The 20,961-nt window shown below is 64.8% G+C and carries 22 protein-coding genes; 8 read left to right on the plus strand and 14 right to left on the minus strand.

Annotated elements, in window-relative coordinates; genetic code table 11:
• Positions 1 to 39: 39 nt before the first annotated feature.
• The 3 genes from ARADN35_RS0116245 to tsaE all read right to left on the minus strand — a co-directional run bounded on the left by ARADN35_RS0116245 (position 40) and on the right by tsaE (position 2,441).
• The gene (locus ARADN35_RS0116245; protein WP_010463985.1) at positions 40 to 372 is read right to left on the minus strand and encodes a cupin domain-containing protein; all 333 of its coding nucleotides are present in this window, start codon (positions 370 to 372) and stop codon (positions 40 to 42) included.
• Between the two features lie 104 nt (positions 373 to 476).
• On the minus strand, positions 477 to 1,916 hold the full coding sequence (locus tag ARADN35_RS0116250) for an N-acetylmuramoyl-L-alanine amidase (RefSeq protein ID WP_010463986.1): 1,440 nt from the start codon (positions 1,914 to 1,916) through the stop codon (positions 477 to 479).
• 6 nt (positions 1,917 to 1,922) lie between these two features.
• Positions 1,923 to 2,441, minus strand: a complete 519-nt coding sequence (tsaE, locus tag ARADN35_RS0116255) for a tRNA (adenosine(37)-N6)-threonylcarbamoyltransferase complex ATPase subunit type 1 TsaE (protein ID WP_010463987.1) — start codon at positions 2,439 to 2,441, stop codon at positions 1,923 to 1,925.
• A gap of 12 nt (positions 2,442 to 2,453) precedes the next feature.
• Here tsaE and queG point away from each other — a divergent pair, with 12 nt between their 5' ends.
• Positions 2,454 to 3,503: a tRNA epoxyqueuosine(34) reductase QueG gene (gene queG / locus ARADN35_RS0116260; RefSeq protein ID WP_010463988.1), complete on the plus strand. Its 1,050-nt coding sequence runs from the start codon at positions 2,454 to 2,456 to the stop codon at positions 3,501 to 3,503.
• Positions 3,504 to 3,581: 78 nt separating this feature from the next.
• Here the strand turns inward: queG and ARADN35_RS0116265 are convergent, their stop codons facing one another.
• A complete protein-coding gene (locus ARADN35_RS0116265; RefSeq protein ID WP_010463989.1) occupies positions 3,582 to 4,271 on the minus strand; it encodes a GDSL-type esterase/lipase family protein in 690 nt (229 codons plus the stop codon).
• On the minus strand, positions 4,268 to 5,173 hold the full coding sequence (locus ARADN35_RS0116270) for an AEC family transporter (RefSeq protein WP_010463990.1): 906 nt from the start codon (positions 5,171 to 5,173) through the stop codon (positions 4,268 to 4,270). The genes ARADN35_RS0116265 and ARADN35_RS0116270 overlap by 4 nt, the downstream gene beginning before the upstream one ends.
• Before the next feature lie 126 nt (positions 5,174 to 5,299).
• Here ARADN35_RS0116270 and ARADN35_RS0116275 point away from each other — a divergent pair, with 126 nt between their 5' ends.
• The 3 genes from ARADN35_RS0116275 (at position 5,300) to ARADN35_RS0116285 (ending at position 8,281) form a co-directional block, all read left to right on the plus strand.
• The gene (locus ARADN35_RS0116275; protein ID WP_010463991.1) at positions 5,300 to 6,265 is read left to right on the plus strand and encodes a tripartite tricarboxylate transporter substrate binding protein BugE; all 966 of its coding nucleotides are present in this window, start codon (positions 5,300 to 5,302) and stop codon (positions 6,263 to 6,265) included.
• 82 nt (positions 6,266 to 6,347) lie between these two features.
• Positions 6,348 to 7,247, plus strand: coding sequence for a site-specific tyrosine recombinase XerD (gene xerD / locus ARADN35_RS0116280; RefSeq protein ID WP_010463992.1), 900 nt, complete (start codon positions 6,348 to 6,350; stop codon positions 7,245 to 7,247).
• Positions 7,248 to 7,315: 68 nt separating this feature from the next.
• Positions 7,316 to 8,281: a Bug family tripartite tricarboxylate transporter substrate binding protein gene (locus ARADN35_RS0116285; protein WP_010463993.1), complete on the plus strand. Its 966-nt coding sequence runs from the start codon at positions 7,316 to 7,318 to the stop codon at positions 8,279 to 8,281.
• Between the two features lie 83 nt (positions 8,282 to 8,364).
• Here the strand turns inward: ARADN35_RS0116285 and ARADN35_RS0116290 are convergent, their stop codons facing one another.
• The 3 genes from ARADN35_RS0116290 to ARADN35_RS0116300 form a co-directional block, all read right to left on the minus strand.
• Positions 8,365 to 9,645, minus strand: coding sequence for an EAL and HDOD domain-containing protein (locus tag ARADN35_RS0116290; RefSeq protein WP_010463994.1), 1,281 nt, complete (start codon positions 9,643 to 9,645; stop codon positions 8,365 to 8,367).
• Between the two features lie 85 nt (positions 9,646 to 9,730).
• Positions 9,731 to 10,996, minus strand: coding sequence for an EAL and HDOD domain-containing protein (locus ARADN35_RS0116295; RefSeq protein ID WP_029414088.1), 1,266 nt, complete (start codon positions 10,994 to 10,996; stop codon positions 9,731 to 9,733).
• Positions 10,997 to 11,091: 95 nt separating this feature from the next.
• The gene (locus ARADN35_RS0116300) at positions 11,092 to 11,895 is read right to left on the minus strand and encodes a ferritin-like domain-containing protein (protein WP_010463996.1); all 804 of its coding nucleotides are present in this window, start codon (positions 11,893 to 11,895) and stop codon (positions 11,092 to 11,094) included.
• 110 nt (positions 11,896 to 12,005) lie between these two features.
• Between ARADN35_RS0116300 and ARADN35_RS0116305 the strand changes: the two genes are divergently transcribed.
• From ARADN35_RS0116305 to ARADN35_RS0116315, 3 genes are all read left to right on the plus strand, one after another.
• The gene (locus ARADN35_RS0116305) at positions 12,006 to 12,530 is read left to right on the plus strand and encodes a gamma carbonic anhydrase family protein (protein WP_010463997.1); all 525 of its coding nucleotides are present in this window, start codon (positions 12,006 to 12,008) and stop codon (positions 12,528 to 12,530) included.
• Positions 12,531 to 12,585: 55 nt separating this feature from the next.
• Positions 12,586 to 13,578: an Hsp33 family molecular chaperone HslO gene (gene hslO / locus ARADN35_RS0116310; RefSeq protein ID WP_010463998.1), complete on the plus strand. Its 993-nt coding sequence runs from the start codon at positions 12,586 to 12,588 to the stop codon at positions 13,576 to 13,578.
• A 196-nt stretch (positions 13,579 to 13,774) separates the two neighbouring features.
• The gene (locus ARADN35_RS0116315; protein ID WP_029414089.1) at positions 13,775 to 14,263 is read left to right on the plus strand and encodes a CZB domain-containing protein; all 489 of its coding nucleotides are present in this window, start codon (positions 13,775 to 13,777) and stop codon (positions 14,261 to 14,263) included.
• A gap of 64 nt (positions 14,264 to 14,327) precedes the next feature.
• Here the strand turns inward: ARADN35_RS0116315 and ARADN35_RS26485 are convergent, their stop codons facing one another.
• The 6 genes from ARADN35_RS26485 to ARADN35_RS0116345 form a co-directional block, all read right to left on the minus strand.
• Positions 14,328 to 14,828 (minus strand): hypothetical protein, encoded by a 501-nt coding sequence (locus tag ARADN35_RS26485; RefSeq protein ID WP_050812531.1) that lies wholly within the window; start codon positions 14,826 to 14,828, stop codon positions 14,328 to 14,330.
• 111 nt (positions 14,829 to 14,939) lie between these two features.
• Entirely contained in the window at positions 14,940 to 15,218 is a 279-nt protein-coding gene (locus ARADN35_RS0116325) for a septum formation initiator family protein (RefSeq protein ID WP_010464001.1), read from the minus strand.
• Between the two features lie 176 nt (positions 15,219 to 15,394).
• Positions 15,395 to 16,681 carry a phosphopyruvate hydratase gene (gene eno, locus ARADN35_RS0116330; protein WP_010464002.1) on the minus strand — a complete coding sequence of 429 codons (1,287 nt, stop codon included), beginning with the start codon at positions 16,679 to 16,681 and terminating at the stop codon, positions 15,395 to 15,397.
• 24 nt (positions 16,682 to 16,705) lie between these two features.
• On the minus strand, positions 16,706 to 17,011 hold the full coding sequence (locus ARADN35_RS0116335) for a DUF1330 domain-containing protein (protein ID WP_010464003.1): 306 nt from the start codon (positions 17,009 to 17,011) through the stop codon (positions 16,706 to 16,708).
• A gap of 12 nt (positions 17,012 to 17,023) precedes the next feature.
• Positions 17,024 to 17,878 (minus strand): 3-deoxy-8-phosphooctulonate synthase, encoded by an 855-nt coding sequence (kdsA, locus tag ARADN35_RS0116340; protein WP_010464004.1) that lies wholly within the window; start codon positions 17,876 to 17,878, stop codon positions 17,024 to 17,026.
• 11 nt (positions 17,879 to 17,889) lie between these two features.
• Positions 17,890 to 19,548 (minus strand): CTP synthase, encoded by a 1,659-nt coding sequence (locus ARADN35_RS0116345; protein WP_010464005.1) that lies wholly within the window; start codon positions 19,546 to 19,548, stop codon positions 17,890 to 17,892.
• 91 nt (positions 19,549 to 19,639) lie between these two features.
• Between ARADN35_RS0116345 and coaBC the strand changes: the two genes are divergently transcribed.
• Entirely contained in the window at positions 19,640 to 20,863 is a 1,224-nt protein-coding gene (gene coaBC, locus ARADN35_RS0116350; protein ID WP_010464006.1) for a bifunctional phosphopantothenoylcysteine decarboxylase/phosphopantothenate--cysteine ligase CoaBC, read from the plus strand.
• Positions 20,864 to 20,961 lie beyond the last annotated feature (98 nt).

A 20,961-nucleotide genomic window follows, 5' to 3' on the forward strand; every position in this document is an offset into this window, starting at 1 on the left:
CCTGTTTACGGTCGCCCCTGCGAGATCGTGAACACGTTCTTAACCCGGCCGCAGGCAGATGGTGACCAGCAGCGAGGCGTGCTCCACGGCCTTGAGCGCGTGCAATGCACGGGGGGCCAGGTGCACAAAATCGCCGGGGTGCAGCCGCTGGATACCCTCTTCGCTGACAAACTCCACCACACCCTCGATGCACTGCACCGTGGCTTCGCCGGGGGTCTGGTGTTCTTTCATGGATTTGCCCACCGGCAGCACCACGCGCATGACTTCGAGCTGGCCCGCTTTGAGAATGGCGGTGGTGATGGCTTCGGGCAGGCGGTGGCCCAGGGGGCGCACGCTGACGATCTGGCCGGATTGGGCGTGGGGTAATGCCATAGCTTGCCTCCTTCCCATCGCTGGGATGGGCGTCGTGATGAAGGCTACTGTGCCTGCACTTGCCCGCCAGTGCAAGGCGCAGGGTACTCCTCGGGCAGCAGGGGCTACACGGAGCGGCTGCGCGCCAGCGGCGGGTTTTTGGCAAAGTAGCGTGTGATGCCGCGCATCAGCGCATCGGCCAGCTGTTCCTGGTAGGCGCTGCTGCGCAGGCGCTTTTCTTCTTCGGGGTTGCTGATGAAGGCGGTTTCGACCAGCACGCTGGGAATGTCGGGCGCCTTCAGCACGGCAAAGCCCGCTTGTTCCACGCGGGGCTTGTGCAGCTTGCCCACGTTGCCGATCTCGCCCAGCAGCACGGTGCCCAGCTTCAGGCTGTCGTTGATCTGTGCGGTGGTGCTCATGTCCAGCAGCGCGCGCTGCACGTGCTGGTCTTTGGACTGCACGTTGATCCCGCCCACCAGATCGGCCTGGTTCTCCTTGTTGGCCAGCCAGCGGGCGGCCGTGCTGGAGGCGCCGCCCTGACTCAGCGCAAACACGCTGGCCCCCCGGGCGGCGGGCGTGGTGAACGCGTCGGCGTGGATGCTGACGAACAGGTCGGCCTGCACGCGCCGCGCCTTTTGCACGCGGGTGCCCAGGGGCACAAAATAATCGCCGTCGCGCGTCAGGTAGGCACGCATGGGGTTACCGCCCACGGTGGTGGCGTTGATGCGGTCGCGCAGCAGGTGTGCCACGCGCAGCACCACGTCTTTTTCGCGCGTGCCTGCGGGGCCGATGGCGCCCGGGTCTTCGCCACCGTGGCCGGGGTCCAGCGCCACGATGATGAGACGGTCGGTCTGTGTGGAGGTGGCTCGAATGCCGGGGCGCGCGGGTTCGGCGGGGGGCGGTGCAGTAGCCACCATGGGCGGCGGCTCGGGTGGGCCGGGGCGCTGGCTGCGTTGTGCAATCAGATCGCCCAGTGGGTCGTGCTCCGGTGGGGCGGGTGCGCGCGCAGCGGCTGCAGCGGTGGTCAGGGGTGGGTTGGGCGCCGGTGCGGCCTTGGCGGGGGCCTCCCGCAGGCGCTCGGCAATCAGTGCCTCCAGCGGGTCCACCGGCGCGGCCGGGTACAGGTCAAACACCAGCCGGTGCTGGTAGGCGGCCACGGGTGGCAGCGTGAACACCTGGGGCATGGCGGCCTGTTTCAGGTCGACCACCAACCGCACCACGCCGGGCGCGTTCTGGCCCACACGGATGCCGGCGATGTTCGGGTCGTCCGGCTTGACCTTGGCCACCAGCTCGCGCAGCTCGGGGCTCAAGTCAATGCCCTCGATGTCCACCGCCAGCCGGGGCGGCGTGGTCACGAAGAACTGCTTGGCCACCAGCGCACCGTCGGATTCGATGGTCACGCGCGAATATTCGGGGGCGGGCCACACGCGCACGGCCAGGATGGTGGCGCCGCGCGCAATCTGCTGCGTGCCCAGCAACAGAACTAGGCTGCCCGCCTGCAGCACAGCGCGGCGTGACGGAAGGGGGGCAGCGGCGGGGCGGGCGGGCAGGGTGGGTTCGTTCACGGCGTCTCAGAGTGCTTGCAGCAGGCTGCGCCCGATGGCGGTGTGGGCGTGCAGCGTGACCTTCCTTTCGGTGTCATCCATTGCTTCAATGTGGATAGCAAGGTCCGCAAGTGGCGTAAGCCCTGCAGCCTTTTCCGGCCATTCTGCCACCTTGAGGCCGGGGTTGGCAAAAATGTCCCTGAAACCCGCGTCCTCCCACTCGCGTGGGTCGTCAAAGCGGTAGAAGTCAAAGTGCCAGATGGCCAGGCCCGGTGCCTCGTGGGGCTCCACCACCGCATACGTAGGGCTCTTGATGCGGCCCCCAACGCCCAGGGCGCGCAGCAGGTGGCGCACCAGCGTGGTCTTGCCCGCGCCCAGGTCGCCGTGCAGGGTCAGGTAGGCGTTGGCCAACTGCGGCTGCGCTGCAAGCTGGCGTGCAAAGGCACTGGTGTCATCCTCGCTGTGCCAGGTGATCTGACGGGGTGGTTCTGCCGGAGCGGCAGCGGCGCTTCCTACAATCTGGCCGGTATGTGGTGCAACAGTCAACTCGTTCCTCAAATGCAGGAGTGGGCCCGCGAACTGGGATTTTCCCAAATCGGCGTGGCGGGGGTGGACTTGTCTGCGGCAGAGCCCGGTCTTTCGGCCTGGCTGGCGCAGGGCTTCCATGGTGACATGCATTACATGGCGTCGCATGGGTTGAAGCGCGCCCGCCCTGCCGAACTGGTGCCCGGCACCGTGAGCGTGATCACGGCGCGCATGGATTATTTGCCCGGAAACATGGGCAGGCAGGCGCCGGGGGCATGGCAGGCGTTTGAATGGGGGCGTCTGGCGCGCCCGCAGGAAGGCATCGTCTCGGTCTATGCCCGGGGGCGGGACTATCACAAGGTGCTGCGCGCGCGCCTGCAAAAACTCAGCGACCGCATCGCCGAGGCCATCGGCCCCTTCGGCCACCGCGTGTTCACCGACTCGGCGCCCGTGCTGGAGGCCGAGCTGGCCGCGCGCAGCGGCCAGGGCTGGCGGGGAAAACACACGCTGGTGCTCAACCGCGAGGCGGGGTCGATGTTCTTTCTGGGTGAGATTTATGTGGACATGGCTCTGCCCGCGAGCGAACCGGTCACGGCCCACTGCGGCAGCTGCAGTGCCTGCATCGATGTGTGCCCGACGCAGGCCATCATTGCGCCGCACCGGCTCGATGCGCGGCGCTGCATTTCGTACCTCACTATCGAACACGCTGGCCCCATCCCTCTGGAGCTGCGCCCGCTGATGGGCAACCGCATCTACGGCTGCGATGACTGCCAGCTCATCTGCCCCTGGAACAAGTTCGCCCAGGTCAGCCGGTTGCCCGACTTTGACGAGCGCAAGGGCCTGGCGGGCCAGCAGCTGGTGCACCTGTTTGCATGGGACGAGGCCACCTTTTTGCGCATGACCGACGGCGGCCCCATCCGCCGCATTGGCCACGAGCGCTGGCTGCGCAACGTGGCCGTGGCGCTGGGCAATGCGCTGCGTGCCACCGGGGATGAAGCGGTGCGCGCGGCGCTGCAGTCCCGCGCCGAGGACCCCAGCGAGCTGGTGCGTGAGCATGTGGCCTGGGCGCTGGATCTTGAATAGAAATGGATGCTAGCGCTTTATGGATAAGCGCTGGTAGCTATCAAAAAATGAGTATTTGAACCGTGACCTTGTGTGGCTTTACCGTGCCAGCAGTCCGGTGTCCTTGAGCGTTTCCACCAGCCCTTGCGCAAATCGCTCGTAGCCCGCTGCATTGGCGTGGATCTGGTCGGACCGCAGGCGCGCGTCGGCCAGCACGCCGGACCAGCCTTTGCTGTGCAGGGGGATTTTCAGCTCGCTCGCCACTTCTTCGTACAGCGCGTGGTCGCTCAGCCGGCCGGTGGAGGCCGCCAAAAGCGACAGCTCGGGCACGGCCACCAGCAACACCTGGGCGCCAGTGGACTGCGCGTCGGCGCAGATCTGGCGGATGTTGGCGCGGGTGGCGCTGGCGCTCTGGCGGCGCAGGAAGTCGTTGCCGCCGATGCCCACGATCACGAGTGCGGGCTGGTGTTTTTGCAACAGCGCTGGCAGGCGTTCGAGCGCCTGGGCCGAGGTGTCGCCCGATACGCCTGCGTTGACCACCTTCCAGCCGGTCAGGCGCGCCAGCACTGCGGGGTAGGCGGTGTCTGCCGATGCGCCCACGCCGGAGGTCAACGAGTCACCCAGCGCCAGCACCGTGGCACTGGTGGGCACGGCCTGGGCGCGCGGGGCCTTGCGCCCGCAGCCCGCCAGCGGCGGCACCAGCGCGACCGCGGCCAGGCCCGCCATCAGGGTGCGGCGCTGTGCCAGGACCAAGGAGGCGGAACGCGGGGCGGGGTGTGAATCGGTCATCGCAGAAATCCCAGGGCAAATGGCAGGCTGACCATGCCCAGCAGGGTGGACAGCGTCACCAGCCCTGCCACATAGGGGCCGTTGTAGCCCATGCGCGCCGCCAGCACATAGCAGGTGGAGGCCGTGGGCAGGGCCGAGAACGCAAGCAGCATGGTGGTCTGCACCGGGTTCAGCCCGAACAGGCGTGCCATGCCGAAGGCCAGCAGCGGCTGCACCAGGTGCCGGATGGACAACACCGCCACGCTCAGCGCCTTGCCGCGCGAGAGCAATCCAAACTGCAGGCCCGCGCCCGCCGCCATCAGCCCCAGCGCCAGCGATGCGGCACTGATGCGGCTGACCGTGGGGTTGGCCCACTCCGGAATCTGAAAGCCCAGCAGGTTGGCCACCAGGCCCGACACCGTGGCGACGATGAGCGGGTTGCGCACCAGTTCTCGTGCAAAGCTGTGCTGGCCGTGCCGCGCCATCGGCCACACGGCCGCCACGTTGAACAGCGGCACACATACGCCGATCAGCACGGCAATCATGAGCAGGCCCTCCGAGCCCGCCAGACGCTCGGCGATGGCCAGGCCAATGAAGGAGTTGAAGCGGAACGCCACCTGCGCACTGGCAGCGTGGTCGCGTGCGTCGATGTGTTTGCCCAGCCACGGCCAGTGCGGCAGGCTGTAGGCCAGTGCAATGCCCGTGACACCCATGGTCAAACCCGCAGCGATCAGGCCCGACGCGGCGCCGATGTCCACCGGGCTCTTGACGATGGACTGGAACAGCAGCACGGGGAACAGCAGGTAGTACACCAGGCTCTCCACGGGCTGCCACACCGAGCGGTTGAGGGCGGTGTACCGGCAGATCAGGTAGCCGCAAAGGATGAGGGAGAAGTCCGGGATCAGGAGCTGGGCGTAGTTCACGCAACGAGAATACTTGATGCGGGGCAAGTTCTTCGGGTTAGCCCTTATGTGGAATCCGCAGGGCTCCATGGGGCTGGTTGCGCATACCATCAGCGCTGTTTGTTACCCCGCACGAAGGAGAACTCCATGCATCGTCGTCAATGGCTCGCGCTGACCGTACTGGCTACCGCCGCAGGGTCCGCAGCCGCCCAGGGCTACCCCAACAAGGTGATCAAGCTGCAGGTGCCGTTTGCGCCCGGTGGCACCACCGACATCATTGCGCGCGTGATTGCCGACCCGCTGGGCAAAGCCCTGGGCCAATCCGTGATCGTGGAAAACAAGGCCGGTGGCGGTGGCATCGTGGGTGCGTCGGAAACGGCACGTTCGGCGCCGGACGGCTACACGCTGGGCGTGGCCACCGTGTCCACCACGGCGGCCAACCCGGCCATCAACCCCAAGACGCCCTACAACCCGCTGACGGACTTCACGCCCATCATCAACATTGCGGCCACGCCCAACATCATTGCGGTGCACCCGGGCTTCCCGGCCAAGGACTACAAGGCGTTCGTGGCCGAGCTCAAGAAGTCGCCCGGCAAGTATTCGTACTCCTCGTCCGGCACGGGTGGCATTGGCCACCTGCAGATGGAGCTGTACAAGAACCTCTCGGGCACCTTCGTCACGCACATTCCCTACCGCGGTGCGGGCCCCGCCCTGAACGATACGGTGGCGGGCCAGGTGCCCATGATTTTTGACAACCTGCCCTCGGCGCTGCCCTTCATCAAGGAAAACCGCCTCGTGCCCATCGTGGTGGCGGCGCCTCAACGCGTTGCCGCCTTGCCCAATGTGCCCACCTTCAAGGAAATGGGCCTGGAGCCCGTGAACCGCATGGCGTACTACGGCATCGTGGGCCCCAAGGGCCTGCCCAAGGACGTGGTGGACAAGGTCAACGCTGCCGTGCGCAAGGCACTGGAAGACCCGGCCGTGAAAAAACGCATCGAAGACACCGGCTCCATCGTGCTGGGCAACACGCCCGAGCAGTTTGCCGAGCAGATCAAGGCAGAGTTTGCCGTGTACAAGGATGTGGTGGTCAAGCAGAAGCTGACGCTGGAATAACCGGCACCGCATTCCTTCCTGCACAAAGCCGCCCGTTACCACGGGCGGCTTTTTTATGGGCTTTACGTGCTATTGTTTTTGGATGCTCACCGCCAGCCTGAACGCGATCGATACCTTTGTGGACGCCCTCTGGCTGGAGGACGGCCTTTCACGCAACACGTTGGCCGCCTACCGGCGCGACCTGACGCTGTATGCGCAGTGGCTGGCCGCGCAGCAGCCTGCGCTGGCACTTGATGACACGGCTGAGCACCACCTGCAGGGCTACTTCGCGGCACGCCACGCGCAAACCCGCGCCACCTCGGCCAACCGGCGCCTCACGGTGCTGCGGCGCTACTTTCATTGGGCGCTGCGGGAGCGGCGCACCACGGCCGACCCCACAGTGCGGCTGCAGGCAGCGCGCCAGCCCCTGCGTGTGCCCAAGACCTTGTCGCAGGCGCAGGTGGAGGCCCTGCTCAATGCGCCAGACGTTGGCAACCCGTTGGGCCTGCGCGACCGAACCATGCTGGAACTGATGTACGCCAGCGGGCTGCGCGTGACGGAGCTGGTGACGCTCAAGACTTTTCAGCTGGGCCTGAACGAAGGTGTGCTGCGGGTGATGGGCAAGGGCAGCAAGGAGCGGCTTGTTCCGTTTGGCGAAGTGGCCCGCCAGTGGCTCGACCGCTATCTGCAGGAGGGCCGCAGCGCCATCCTGGGCGGGCAGCAGACGGACGACTTGTTCGTCACCCAGCGCGGCAGCGGCATGACGCGTGTCATGTTCTGGGTCATCGTGAAAAAATGGGCGCAGGTGGCGGGTATCACCGTGCCACTGTCGCCCCACACGCTGCGGCACGCGTTTGCCACACACTTGCTGAACCATGGTGCCGATCTGCGTGTGGTGCAGCTGCTGCTGGGCCACGCCGATATTTCCACGACCACCATCTACACCCATGTGGCGCGGGAACGCCTCAAGTCGCTGCATGCGCAGCACCATCCGCGCGGATAGCGCGGATCGGTACTGGTATCGCGGCCGTCTGCCGTTTGTATCTACAGCTTGTATACGCAAGGAAACCCATGAAAAAAACGATAACCGGCGCGTTGCTGATAGGCGCTGCCACCCTGGCCACGGCGCAGGCCTGGCCCACGGCCAAACCCATCCGCCTTGTGGTTGCTTATCCCGCCGGCGGCGTGAGCGACTCGGTGGCCCGTGCGCTGGCCGACAAACTCGCGGTGCAGCTGGGCACCCCCGTGGTCATCGAGAACAAGGCCGGTGCGAGCGGCAGCCTGGGCGTGGATGCGGTCGCCAAGGCAGTGCCAGACGGCTACACCCTGGGCTTTGCGGCGGTGAGCCCGCTGGCGCTCAATCCGCACCTTGGCAAATCTCCATTCGATCCCCACAAGGACATTGCACCGGTCGTGAGCGTGATGTATTCGCCCGTGCTGCTCCTCGGAACCTCGGCCAGCAAGGCGGGGGATTTCAAGGAACTGATCGCCACCGCACAGGCTCGGCCCGGTGCCGTGCGCTGGGCCACCTCGGGGCAGGCGTCGCTGGGCCACATCATGGTGGAGCAGATCATGGGCAAAAGCCAGGTGCAGATCACCCATGTGCCTTACAAGGGCGGTGGCCAGCAGATGAACGACGCGTTGGGCGGGCAGTTCGAGGTGTTGTCCACCAATGCGGGGCCTGCCGTGCTGCAGCACATCAAGGCGGGCAAGCTCAAGCCGCTGGCGGTGGGTGCGCCGGCACGGCTGGATTCGTTGCCCCAGGTGCCCACGCTGGCGGAGCTGGGGCAGCCCGCCGCCAACCTGTCGTCGTTGTTTGGCATCTATGCGCCAGCACAGACGCCCGCCGCTGTGCTGGAGCGCATCAACACCGAGGTGAACAAGGCGCTGGCATTGCCTGACATCCGCAGCAAGCTCGAAGCCACGGACAACGTGCCGACCGGTGGCACGGCGGCGGAGTTTGCGCGCCAGATCGCGCAGGAGTCGGAGAGCAATGCGCGCATCATCCGTGCGGCGGGCATTCAGGGAAATCAATGACCGCCTGAAAAACGAAGGGCCCTGGATGACCAGGGCCCGTGCAGGCGAATGCAGGGAGCGAGGAGCGACCCCGCTCCCGGGGGCTAGTCTTCGTTGAGGCTCTCGGCCCAGGTCAGGGCCTGCAGGTGGGCCCAGTTGACCTGGCGGTTGGATAGGTGCAAGGCATCGGCTGCCTTGGCAAAGGCCACTTCATCACCACTTTCGCAGGCCTTGGTCAGCTCCAGGAACGGGGCAAACACGCCGGTCCCGCGCAGCAGGGCGTCCATCACAGGCTCGGGCAGGGCGACGGATTCCAGCGCCTTTTCAATCGGAACCCCCAGCATGGTGTCAAGCAGCGAGAACACGCCCACGACAAAGGCGTTGTCGCAGTCTTCGGGCGGTAGCAACTCGCCGGCCAGCAGCTCCATGAGGCGCCCGCGCACCACGGCGGTCTGGCCCACGGCGGGTGGTGCTCCTCCGGCGCGGGAGGTGGTCATCAGCAGGGCTGCCCAGCGGAAAAGCTTTTTGAGGCCCAGGATCATCACGGCATGGCGGAACGAGGTGATCTCGCACGACAGGCCAAAACCCGAGGAGTTGATGAAGCGCAGCAGGTTGAAAGACAGCGTGGGGTCTTTCTTGAGCAGGTCTTCGATCTCCGCCGTGCTGGCCTGTTTGCGCACCAGGTTGATGAGCTGGATGATCGTGGCCTGCGAAGGGCGGATGGTGGTGGCCTTCACCAGCGAGGGGCGTGCGAACCAGTAGCCCTGGAACAGTTTCACCCCCAGGTCGCGCATCATTTCGTACTGTTCGGCGGTTTCCACCTTTTCGGCCACCAGCGTGGCCTTGCTGTGGGTGGTGGAAAACTTGACCAGCGGCCCCGCCAGCTCGGGCTTGAAGGCCTGCATGTCCAGCTTGATGAAAGACGCCAGCGGCAACCAGCTGGTGTAGGCGCGGCGCAAGGCCTGCTGGTCGAACGCCAGGCGAAAGCCGCGGGTGCGCAAGGCTTCCAGTGTGGGGATGCGGCCTTCGATTTCCTCGGGCGTGGCGCTGTCGGGCAGGGGGGGGACTTCCAGCACCACCTTTTCGGGGTGGATCAGTTCGAGGTGTCCACCCGAAAGGCTGTCATGGGTGCAGTTGATGAACACTGTCTTCTTGCCGACCAGGGCCTCGGTGCCAGCGTACGACAGGGCGTTGAACAGCAGGGCGGCATCGCTGGCCGCCGTGTGCGCATCGGAGGCGGTGGACCGGTCAAACAGCTCATAGCCATAGACGGCGCGGGATTCGTCCACGATGGCCTGGCGCGCGATGATGGCAAGGTTTTCGTCCACGGGGTCAACCGCAGTCGGTGCAGCTTCGGGGGCGTCTTGTTCAGGTGTGGTCGACATGGGGTCCGCGGTGGTGAAGTGCTGGGCGCTGCAATGATTCTAGACCGGCACGCGGCGCTCGCCTATGAATCAATGTGTGGTGCACTCAGGCAGCGAGCTGGTCGGCCCAGGCCAGGGCCTGAAGGTGCGCAAAGTTGATCTGCTGGCTGGTCAGGTGCAGCAGGCCCGCCGTGCGGTCAAAAACGACATCGTCGCTGGACTCGCAGGCTTCGGCCAGGGTCAGCAGGTCTCCCAGGAAGCCTTCGCGCCGCAGCAACGCCGCCGCCACGGGCTCGGGCACGTTGAGCAGGCCCAGCGCGGACTCCATGGGCATGGACAGCATCACGTCCAGCAACGAGAAAATGCCCACCACAAAGGCCTGGTCGGCTTCCTCGGGCGGCAGCGTCTCCAGGGCCAGCAGTTCCATCAGGCGGCCGCGCTCGACGGCGGTCTGGCCCACCGACGACGGCGTGCCGCTGGTGCGCGATGCCGTGAGCAGCAGCGCCGCCCAGCGGAACAGTTTCTTGAGCCCCATGAGCATGACGGCCTGGCGAAAGGATGTGATCTCGCGCGTCAGGCCAAAACCCGCGGAGTTGATCAGGCGCATCAGGTTGAAGGCCAGGCCGGCGTCCTTCTTGAGTGTGTCCTCGATGTCATCGGTGCTGGCCTGTTTGCGCACCTGGTTGATGAGTTCGATGATGCTGGCCTGCGACGGGGTGAGCAGCTTGGCCTCCACCAGCGCGGGGCGAGCGAACCAGTAGCCCTGGAACAGCTGCACTCCCTGGCTGGACACCATGTCGTACTGTTGGGCGGTTTCCACTTTTTCCGCGATCAGCTCGGCCTGGCAATGGCGGCCTGCATAGCTGATGAGCACCGCCAGCTGGTCGGCGGCCAGCACCGAAAGATCGAGCTTGATGTAGTCCGCCAGCGGCAGCCACGGGGCGTAAGCCGACTGCAGCACCGTGTGGTTGAACGCCAGGTGAAAACCCCGGTCGCGCAGCTCTGCCAGGATGGGCATGCGCGTGGCAACTTCTTCGGCCGCCGTGTGGCCCAGCGGGGGGATTTCCAGCACCACCTTGTCGGGCTCCACCAGTTCGAGGTGGCCCCCGGAAAGGCTTTCATGCGTGCAGTTCACGAAGATGAGCTTCTTGCCCACCAGTTCTTCGGTGCCCGCGTGCGAGAGCGCCGTGAAGACCAGGATCACATCGGTGGCGGCCGTATGCGCCGCGCCGCTGCGTGAGCGATTGAACAGCTCGTAGCCAACCACCACCTGCTGCGCATTCACGATGGCCTGCCGCGCGATCATGGCGACGGAGGTCTGGCTGCCGGAGGGGGGGGCTGGGGGGGTTCCGGGGGCGGAGGGTGAGGTCATGGTGGGAGTATCGAAGAAAGAGGGGCCAGTGTCAGTGGTGGCTGGCGCGGCGGATTGTAGGAGCCGCTGCCGGCGCGCGCTGTAACCACAGGAATTCAGATTTGCTGGAGCCAGCGCAACTCGTTGTCGGTGAACCCTGCCTTGCGGCGGGCGGTTTCGTTGAACGGTGGTTTCAGGCGTGGGGCCTCGTACAGCTTGACCAGGGTGCCGTAGTGGGCCTCCGGGTCCACCCCTTGGCGCTCGCACAGCCAGCGGTACCAGTGGTTGCCGATGGCCACATGGCCCACTTCGTCGCGCAGGATGATGTCGAGAATGTCCACGGCGGCCAGCGCGTCGGGCGTGCCCACCTGGCGCAGCTTGGCCTGGATCTGCGGCGTCGCGTCCAATCCGCGGGCCTCCAGTGTGCGCGGCACCAGGGCCATCCGGGCCAAGATGTCGTGCTGGGTCTTCTCGCACATCGTCCACAGGCCCTGGTGGGCCGGAAAGTCGCCATAGTCGTGCCCCTGGCTGCGCAGGTGGTCGCGCAGCAGGCGGAAGTGCCGGGCCTCTTCGCCAGCCACAAGCATCCAGTCGGTGTAGTAGTCGCGGGGCATGCCATCAAAGCGCCACACGGCATCCAGCGCCAGATTGATGGCGTTGAACTCAATGTGCGCAATGGCGTGAATCAGGATGGCTCGCCCCTGTGCGGTGGCGGGCGAACGGCGGGCGACGTCGGTATGGCGAAGCAGCGACGGCCGCTCGGGCCGACCGGGCAGTGCGCTGGCGTCCGATGGCGGCGAGGGGGCTTTTTTTGCTATTGAAAATATAGCTGCTTGCGCATGCAGATCCAGCGCTGCAGCCGCTTTTTGTTCAGGGTCGGCGAGGCACAAGACCTGCAATGCACGGTGGCGAAGCTCCATCCTTACAATTCTAGGCCCTGCCATTCGGAACACTGCGCACGCTTTGTAACGACTGGCGACTTCCCTGGGCTTGCGCAAACGCTGGCCTTTCCTCTTTTTCGGAGTGGTGCATGGCGATTTACGAACTCGATGGCATGGTGCCCCAGTTGGCTGCATCGGCCTGGGTGGCGGACAGCGCCCAGGTGATGGGCAATGTGGTGCTTGGCGAAGACACCAGCGTGTGGTTTGGCACGGTGATCCGGGGTGATACCGAGACCATCACCATTGGTGCCGGTTCCAACATCCAGGATGCCAGCGTGCTGCACGCCGACATTGGCAAGCCCCTGGTGGTGGGCGAGCGTGTGACGGTGGGCCACCAGGTCATGCTGCACGGTTGCACCATCGGCGACGAGTCGCTGATCGGCATTGGCGCCGTGGTGCTCAATGGCGCGAAGATCGGCAAAAACTGCCTGGTGGGCGCGGGTGCGCTGGTCACCGAGGGCAAGGAATTCCCGGATGGTTCCATGATCATCGGCAGCCCCGCCAAGGCGGTGCGCGAACTGACCCCCGAGCAGATCGAAGGCCTGCGCGAGAGCGCCCGGCACTACATTGACAACGCCCGCCGCTACCACAACGGCCTGCACAAACTCGCCTGAGCGGCGGCCGCTTTCTTTCGTTGCTGCGGCCCATTTTTTCTCCTGGAACCCCTGCGTGTCTGAACTCCACAAGTTTCTTTTCGAAGGCCTGCCCGTGCGTGGCATGGTCGTGCGCCTGACCGATGCCTGGACCGAAATCCTGCGACGCCGTGCGGGCAACACCGCCAACGGCGCTTACCCCGCACCCGTGAGCGAGCTGCTGGGCGAAATGGCCGCTGCAGGCGTGCTCATGCAGTCCAACATCAAGTTCAATGGCGCGCTGGTGCTGCAAGTGTTTGGTGACGGCCCCGTGAAACTGGCTGTGGCCGAAGTGCAGTCGGACCTGAGCCTGCGTGCCACGGCCACCCTCAATGGCGAAGTGCCAGAAGGCGCACCGCTGAGCCAGATGGTGAATGTGGGGGGCGGTGGCCGCTGCGCCATCACGCTGGACCCCAAGGACCGCCACCCCGGACAGCGGCCCTATCAGGGCGTGGTTCCGCTGTACGGCGACCGCCACGAGAAGCTGGAGCGCCTGTCCGACGTGTTGCAGCACTACATGCTGCAATCCGAGCAGCTCGACACCATCCTGGTGCTGGGCGCCAACGATCAGGTGGCCGCCGGCCTGCTGATCCAGCGCATGCCGATCAAGGGCGAGGGCAACCTGGCCTCGGGCCTCTCGCACCGCGAGAACGAAGACCAGATCGGCCACAACGAAGACTACAACCGCATTGCCCACCTGGCCGCCAGCCTGACCCGCGAGGAACTGCTGACGCTGGATGTGGACACCATCCTGCGCCGCCTGTTCTGGGAGGAAAAGCTGCTGCGCTTCGAACCCCAGCAGGGTGCCAGCGGACCGCGTTTTGCCTGCACCTGCAGCCGTGAGCGCGTGAGCAACATGCTGCGCAACCTGGGCATCGAAGAAGCCGAGAGCATCCTGGCAGAGCGCGAGGACATCGAGGTGGGCTGCGAGTTCTGCGGCCAGCAGTACCGCTTCGATGCGGTGGATGCCGCACAGATTTTTCTGCCACCCACCGCCACCCAGCCGCCGGGGCCGACCGGCATCCAGTAGGCGTCCCAGCGCCCATTGCCGCCATGGAGCTGCAGCGGCCGGCCGAGGCACCGGGCGGATGACCATCGTTGACAATCGCGCGCGTTTTCCCCCGCTCTGCGCACCTAAGATGGGCGCCTTTCACACACGAGGTTCTCTGCAAGGGTGCTCCATAGAGCACCTGGCAGCTGCGCCGCATGGTGTGGCAAGAGGGGCTATGGATTTCTTACGTCGTGTATTTGTGGGCGCCCGAGGGCGGGAGGCTGTGCCTTCGCTGGAGCTGTGCGACAGCAGCCGTGCCGCAGGCGCGCCGGACTCGCTGCGTGCGGACACTGTGCTGGCGGCCCTCGACATCGACGCAGCGATCAATGCCCACGAGCGCTGGAAAACCCACCTCATGGACTACCTCGAAGGCCGCACCAGCGAGGGCCTGGACCCTGCGGAGGTGCGCCGCAGCGACCGTGGCGCGCTCGGGCGGTGGCTGCATGGCGTGGGCGGGGAATTGCTGGGCGACCAGCCTGCCTATGCAGTGCTGATGGCGCGCCACCAGTACTTTCACGAACAGGCCGCGGTGCTGGTGGAATGGGCCCAGCAAGGGGAATGGGAGAAGGCCGTGCAGGTGCTCCACGGCGGGTACCGCTATGGCTCCAGCCAGGTGGTGCTGCTGCTCAAGGAACTCAAGCGCGGCCTCGTGCAGCAAGCCTGATTACCGTCGCGCCACCCCCTCCCCAGCACGCATTTTTGGGGGATGCGCCCTGGGTTGCCAGGATTCAGGTGGTGCGTGTGTCCCGCCCCGTGAGCGCGGTGAACTGGCGGTACTCGCATTCAGGGTCGCTGCATTTTTCGCAGTTCCAGGCGCGAAGACGGGCAGGTGTGCGGGTGCTGGCATCGGATTTTGGGTCAAAAATGCCCCTGGCGCTTGATTGGTGAATATTTGTTGCTATATTTTTAATAGCAATCAGTGCATTGGCAATGCGTTGCTCGCCATGCCCATACACCACCCGATAGCCCATGCCAGCCTGGGCCAGATCCACACGCAAACGTGCGTCGACTGCCTCCTGCGCCGCCCGTTCGCCAGCGGGGCAGGGCAGATCCAGCCCCATCAGCAGAATCAGGCTGGCCTCAACTTCCTCAGGGGGCAGGCCGCACAGGGCAGGGTTGCAGAGAATGTGTGCGGAACCGGCGGCAAGCTGCATGTGCAGCGCGTCGCTCAACGCCTGGGCTCCAGTGCCGGGCGCGCCGAGCAGAACGATGGTGGGCGAGGAGGGCACGGGGGCAGGTGGTCAGAAGATGGGGCGTCGCCCCCTGTGCCGTCGTCAAGACATCCGAACGGCGGTTTTTTGGGGGAGGGTCACTGAACCTCGGAGTGCAAACGCACGGGCTCAGCGTGGCGTGAACTGCACGTAGACCTCGTTGGGCTTGACCATGCCCAATTCGCTGCGCGCCTTCTCTTCCACCATGTCGAGCCCTTCCTTGAGGTCGTGCACCTCCGAGGACAAGCGCTCGTTGGCCTGCCGGGCCTGGTCATTGGCGACCTTTTGCACATCAATCTGCCGCTGCATCTCGTTGACGCGCGGCACACTGCCACGCCCCAGCCAGAGCTGGGCGTGCAGTGCTGCCAGCAGAGCCAGCAGGATGACAGGCACTATGCGGGAGCCCATGGCGGCGGTTCAGTCCTTGGTGCGATGCCGCGCCGTCCGACCGGCTGCAGCAGGCCATGCCTGTGTCCTGGGCGCGCTGCACGCCAGTGCACCCGTGGAACCGGCTTGACCGGGCCACTGGTTGGGTCCCCCTCCCGCAGGAGCGGGGGAAGGCGCGAAGCGGCTCAGGTGGAGCTTCATTTCAGGTTGTAGAACGCAGCGCGGCCAGGGTACTGAGCGATTTCGCCCAGGTCTTCCTCGATGCGCAGCAGCTGGTTGTATTTGGCGATGCGGTCCGAGCGCGACAGCGAGCCCGTCTTGATCTGGCCGGCGTTGGTGCCCACGGCGATGTCGGCAATGGTGCTGTCTTCGGTTTCGCCCGAGCGGTGCGAGATCACGGCGGTGTAGCCGGCGCGCTTGGCCATCTCGATGGCCGCGAAGGTTTCGGTCAGCGTGCCGATCTGGTTGATCTTGATGAGGATCGAGTTGGCGATGCGCTTGTCGATGCCTTCCTTCAGGATCTTGGTGTTGGTCACGAACAGGTCGTCGCCCACCAGCTGCACCTTGTCGCCCAGGCGTTCGGTCAGGTGCTTCCAGCCGTCCCAGTCGCCTTCGTGCATGCCGTCTTCGATGCTGATGATTGGGTACTTGTCGACCCAGGCCGCCAGCATGTCCGTCCATTGCTGCGCAGTGAGCTTGAGGCCGCCTTCGCCTTCCAGCACGTAGTGGCCGTCCTTGTAGAACTCGCTCGCGGCGCAGTCCAGGCCCAGGGCGATCTGCTCGCCCGCCGTGTAGCCCGCAGCTTCGATGGCTTGCAGGATGAGGCGGATGGCCGCTTCGTGGTTTTCAACGCTGGGGGCAAAGCCGCCTTCGTCGCCCACGGCGGTGCTCATGCCCTTGTCGTGGATGATCTTCTTGAGCGCGTGGAACACTTCAGCGCCCCAGCGCACAGCTTCGCGGAAGGTGGGAGCGCCCACGGGGATGATCATGAACTCTTGCAGGTCCAGGCTGTTGTTGGCGTGCGCGCCGCCGTTGATCACGTTCATCATCGGCACGGGCAACTGCACGCTGCCCATGCCGCCCAGGTAGCGGTACAGGGGCAGGCCGGATTCCTCGGCGGCAGCGCGGGCCACGGCCATCGACACGGCCAGCATGGCGTTCGCGCCCAGGCGGCTCTTGTTCTCGGTGCCGTCCAGGTCGATCAGCGTCTTGTCCAGGAAGGCCTGCTCGGAGGCATCCAGGCCCAGCACGGCTTCGCTGATTTCGGTGTTGATGTGCTCCACGGCCTTGAGCACGCCCTTGCCCAGGTAGCGACTCTTGTCGCCATCGCGCATTTCAATGGCTTCGCGGCTGCCGGTGGATGCGCCCGAAGGCACGGCGGCGCGCCCCATCACGCCCGATTCCAGCAGCACGTCACATTCGACGGTGGGATTGCCGCGGCTGTCCAGAACTTCGCGGCCTACGATGTCAACGATTGCGCTCATTTTTTTCCTTTGGATAGATAAGGGTCAGACCGGGGCGTCTACGCCTTCGACCAGCACCATATTGAAAAACTCGGTGGCGCCTTCGCGCTTGGCGCGCGCGGCCCGGTACAACTCGGCGTCGTAGAAAGCCTTGGCATTGTCGAAACTGGGGAAACGAAGCATGGCCACTCGTGCTGGCGTCCAATCGCCTTCCAAAGTCTCGAACTTTCCGCCGCGAACCAGGTATTCGCCACCATGGGCTTTCACCGCAGCGGGGGCGGCGGCCATGTACAGCTTGTACTGCTCGGGGTCAGTCACTTTCATGTCTACGATGATGTAGGCGACGGCCATTTTTTCGTCCTGTCAGTTGAAGTTGTTTTCGAGGAATCCGTTTTTCTTGGTGATGTCGTCCAGCGCCACCAAGGTCTCCAGCAACGCCTTCATGTGCTTGAGGGGCACGGCATTGGGCCCGTCCGACCAGGCCTCAGCGGGCTTAGGGTGGGTTTCCATGAACAGCCCTGCCACGCCCGCAGCCACACCGGCGCGGGCCAGCACAGGCACCATGTCGCGCGCGCCGCCGCTCACGGCGCCAAGCCCACCAGGTTTTTGCACCGAATGGGTTACGTCAAACACCACCGGCGCGCCAGACTTGCGCATCTCGGCCAGGCTGGTCATGTCGGCCACCAGATTGTTGTAGCCAAAGCTCACGCCGCGTTCGCAGGCGAGAAACCGGTCTTCCGACAGGCCAACTTCCAGCGCGGCAGCACGGGCTTTGTCGATGACGTTCTTCATGTCCCAGGGTGCGAGGAACTGGCCCTTCTTGATGTTCACCGGCTTGCCAGACTGCGCCACGGCGCGGATGAAGTCGGTCTGGCGGCACAGGAATGCGGGCGTCTGCAGCACATCGACCACGCTGGCCACTTCGGCCACCTGAGCTGTGTCGTGCACATCGGTCAGGATGGGCAACTGCAACTGGCGGCGCACCTCGTCCAGGATCTTGAGACCCGCCTCCAGCCCCACACCACGCTGGCTGGAGCCGGACGAGCGATTGGCCTTGTCGAACGAGCCCTTGTAGATCAGCGGGATACCCAAGGCGGTGCAGGTTTCCTTGAGCTGGCCTGCGACGTCGAGCGACATCTGCAAACCTTCAATGGAGCAGGTGCCCGCGATCAGGAAAAAGCGCTGGTGGAGGTCGACGTCGAATCCGCACAGTTGCATGGCCGTTTTCCTCAGGCTTTCGCCGCTTGCTTCTGGTGTTCCACCGCCGCCTTGATGAAGGCATTGAACAGCGGGTGGCCGTTCCAGGGCGTGGACTTGAACTCGGGGTGAAATTGCACGCCGATGAACCAGGGGTGCACGTTTTGCGGTAACTCCACGATTTCGGTGAGTTCTTCACGCTGCGTAAGCGCCGAGATCACCAGACCCGCCTTGCGCAGCTGGTCCAGGTAGTTCACGTTGGCTTCATAGCGGTGGCGGTGGCGCTCGGTCACCACATCTCCGTAGATGCTGTGGGCCAGCGTGTTGGCCGATACGTCAGAGCTTTGTGCACCCAGGCGCATGGTGCCGCCCAGGTCCGAGTTTTCATCGCGCTTCTTGATCGTGCCGTCTGCATCTTTCCACTCGGTGATCAGCGCGATCACGGGGTGCGGTGTGGTGGGGTCGAACTCGGTGCTGTTGGCGTTGGCCAGGCCCGCCACATGGCGTGCGTATTCGATGGTGGCCACCTGCATCCCCAGGCAGATGCCCAGGTAGGGCACCTTGCGCTCGCGGGCAAACTGGGCCGTGGCGATCTTGCCTTCCACACCGCGTTGGCCAAAGCCGCCGGGCACCAGGATGGCGTCGTACTTGGCCAGTTTGGCCACAGCGTCCGCACCGTCGATGGTTTCAGAATCGACATGGTCGATCTTCACGCGCACATGGTTTCGCATGCCGGCATGGCGCAGAGCCTCGTTGACGGACTTGTAGCTGTCCGAAAGGTCCACATACTTGCCCACCATCGCGATGGTGACTTCGCCTTGTGGGTGCTCGGTTTCGTGCACCAGGTCGTCCCAGCGCTTGAGGCTGGTGGGCGGCGTGTTCAGGCGCAGCTTGTCGCAGATCAGTCCGTCCAGGCCCTGCTCGTGCAGCATGCGGGGCACCTTGTAGATGGTATCCACATCCCACATGCTGATCACGCCCCATTCGGGCACGTTGGTGAACAGCGAGATCTTGGCGCGCTCTTCCTCGGGAATGCGGCGGTCGGCGCGGCACAAGAGGGCGTCGGCCTGGATGCCGATCTCGCGCAGCTTCTGCACGGTGTGCTGGGTGGGTTTGGTCTTGAGCTCGCCCGCTGCTGCGATCCAGGGCAGGTAGGTCAGGTGCACGAAGGCCGCATTGTTGGGGCCCATGCGCAGGCTCATCTGGCGCACGGCTTCCAGGAACGGCAGCGATTCGATGTCGCCCACCGTACCGCCGATTTCGACAATGGCCACATCCACAGCGTCCGGCGTGCCGATGCCAGCGCCGCGCTTGATGAATTCCTGGATTTCGTTGGTGACATGGGGAATGACCTGCACGGTCTTGCCCAGGTAGTCGCCACGGCGTTCCTTCTCCAGCACGGACTGATAAATCTTGCCCGTGGTGAAGTTATTGGTTTTCTTCATGCGCGTTTCGATGAAACGCTCATAGTGGCCCAGGTCGAGGTCGGTTTCTGCACCGTCGTCGGTCACAAAAACCTCGCCGTGCTGAAACGGCGACATGGTGCCCGGATCTACGTTGATGTAGGGGTCAAGCTTGATGAGGGTGACTTTGAGTCCCCGCGATTCGAGGATCGCGGCAAGGGAGGCTGAGGCGATTCCCTTACCGAGGGAAGACACCACACCGCCGGTGACGAAGACAAATTTGGTCATGTCTTTTTTGGTGGTGGGAAATTGGGATTATAGATGGCACCCCGGCAGCACCCCGGCCGGCAGGGTCACCCCCGTCTGCTAAATTCGCTCCATGAATGAGCTTGCTGGCAAACACATTGTTCTGGGTCTGAGTGGGGGCGTGGCTTGCTACAAGGCGGCTGATCTGTGCCGCCAGCTCATCAAGGAGGGGGCCACCGTGCAGGTCGTCATGACCGAAGCGGCCGGGCAATTCATCACGCCGGTCACCATGCAGGCCCTTTCCGGTCGCCCCGTGTATGGCTCGCAGTGGGATGCGCGAGAGCCCAACAACATGCCCCACATCAACCTGAGCCGTGAGGCCGATGCCATCCTGATCGCGCCCTGCAGTGCGGATTTCATCGCGCGGCTGGTGCAGGGGCGGGCGGATGAATTGTTGAGCCTGCTGTGCTTGGCACGTCCGGCGCACCAGGTGCCGTTTTTGCTGGCACCCGCCATGAACCGTGAGATGTGGGCTCACCCAGCCACGCAGCGCAACCTGGTCCAGGTTGCGCAGGATGGTGCGGTGGTGCTGGGTGTGGGCAACGGCGACCAGGCTTGTGGCGAGACCGGCGATGGCCGTATGTTGGAACCTGGGGAGCTGCTTGAGGAGTTGATTGCCTTCTTCGCGCCCAAGGTCCTGGCGGGGCGCAAGGTGCTGGTGACGGCGGGCCCCACTTTTGAGGCCATCGACCCTGTGCGCGGTATCACCAACCTTTCAAGCGGGAAGATGGGCTTTGCCATCGCCCGCGCGGCCCGCGAGGCCGGAGCCGATGTCACTTTGGTGGCCGGGCCTGTGCATGTGCCCACTCCGCGTGGCGTGCGCCGTGTGAATGTGCTGTCGGCCGAGGAAATGTTGGCGGCGGTGGAACGGCATGTACAGGCGGCTTCGGTGTTCATTGCCACGGCTGCCGTGGCGGACTGGCGGCCTGCCAGCCAGTCTTCCCAGAAGATCAAGAAGGACGGATCGGGCCAGACGCCGACCCTGGGTTTTGTCGAGAACCCCGACATTCTGGCTGCGGTGGCGAAGTCATCGCATGCCCTCGCAGGCGATTTGTTCTGTGTCGGTTTTGCGGCGGAGAGCCATGATCTGCTGGCCCATGCGACGGCCAAGCGCGTGCGCAAAGGGGTACCGCTGCTGGTGGGCAACATTGGCCCTGCCACTTTTGGGATGGATGACAATGCCCTGTTGCTAGTGGATGCGGAGGGTCACCGGGAGTTGCCCCGTGCTTCCAAGCGCGTGCTGGCGCAGCAACTGGTGGAGGACATCGCCGCCCGCTTGCCGCCCCTGGGTTCGTGACTTTCGTTTTTAGGAGGTCGTATGAATACTGGCTCCACCAAGCCTGAATGGGACACACCGCCCAATGGCGATTTTGCGCGATATGTGGAGCGGCTGAG

The organism is Acidovorax radicis N35 (genome assembly GCF_000204195.1).
Taxonomy (GTDB): Bacteria; Pseudomonadota; Gammaproteobacteria; order Burkholderiales; family Burkholderiaceae_C; genus Acidovorax; species Acidovorax radicis.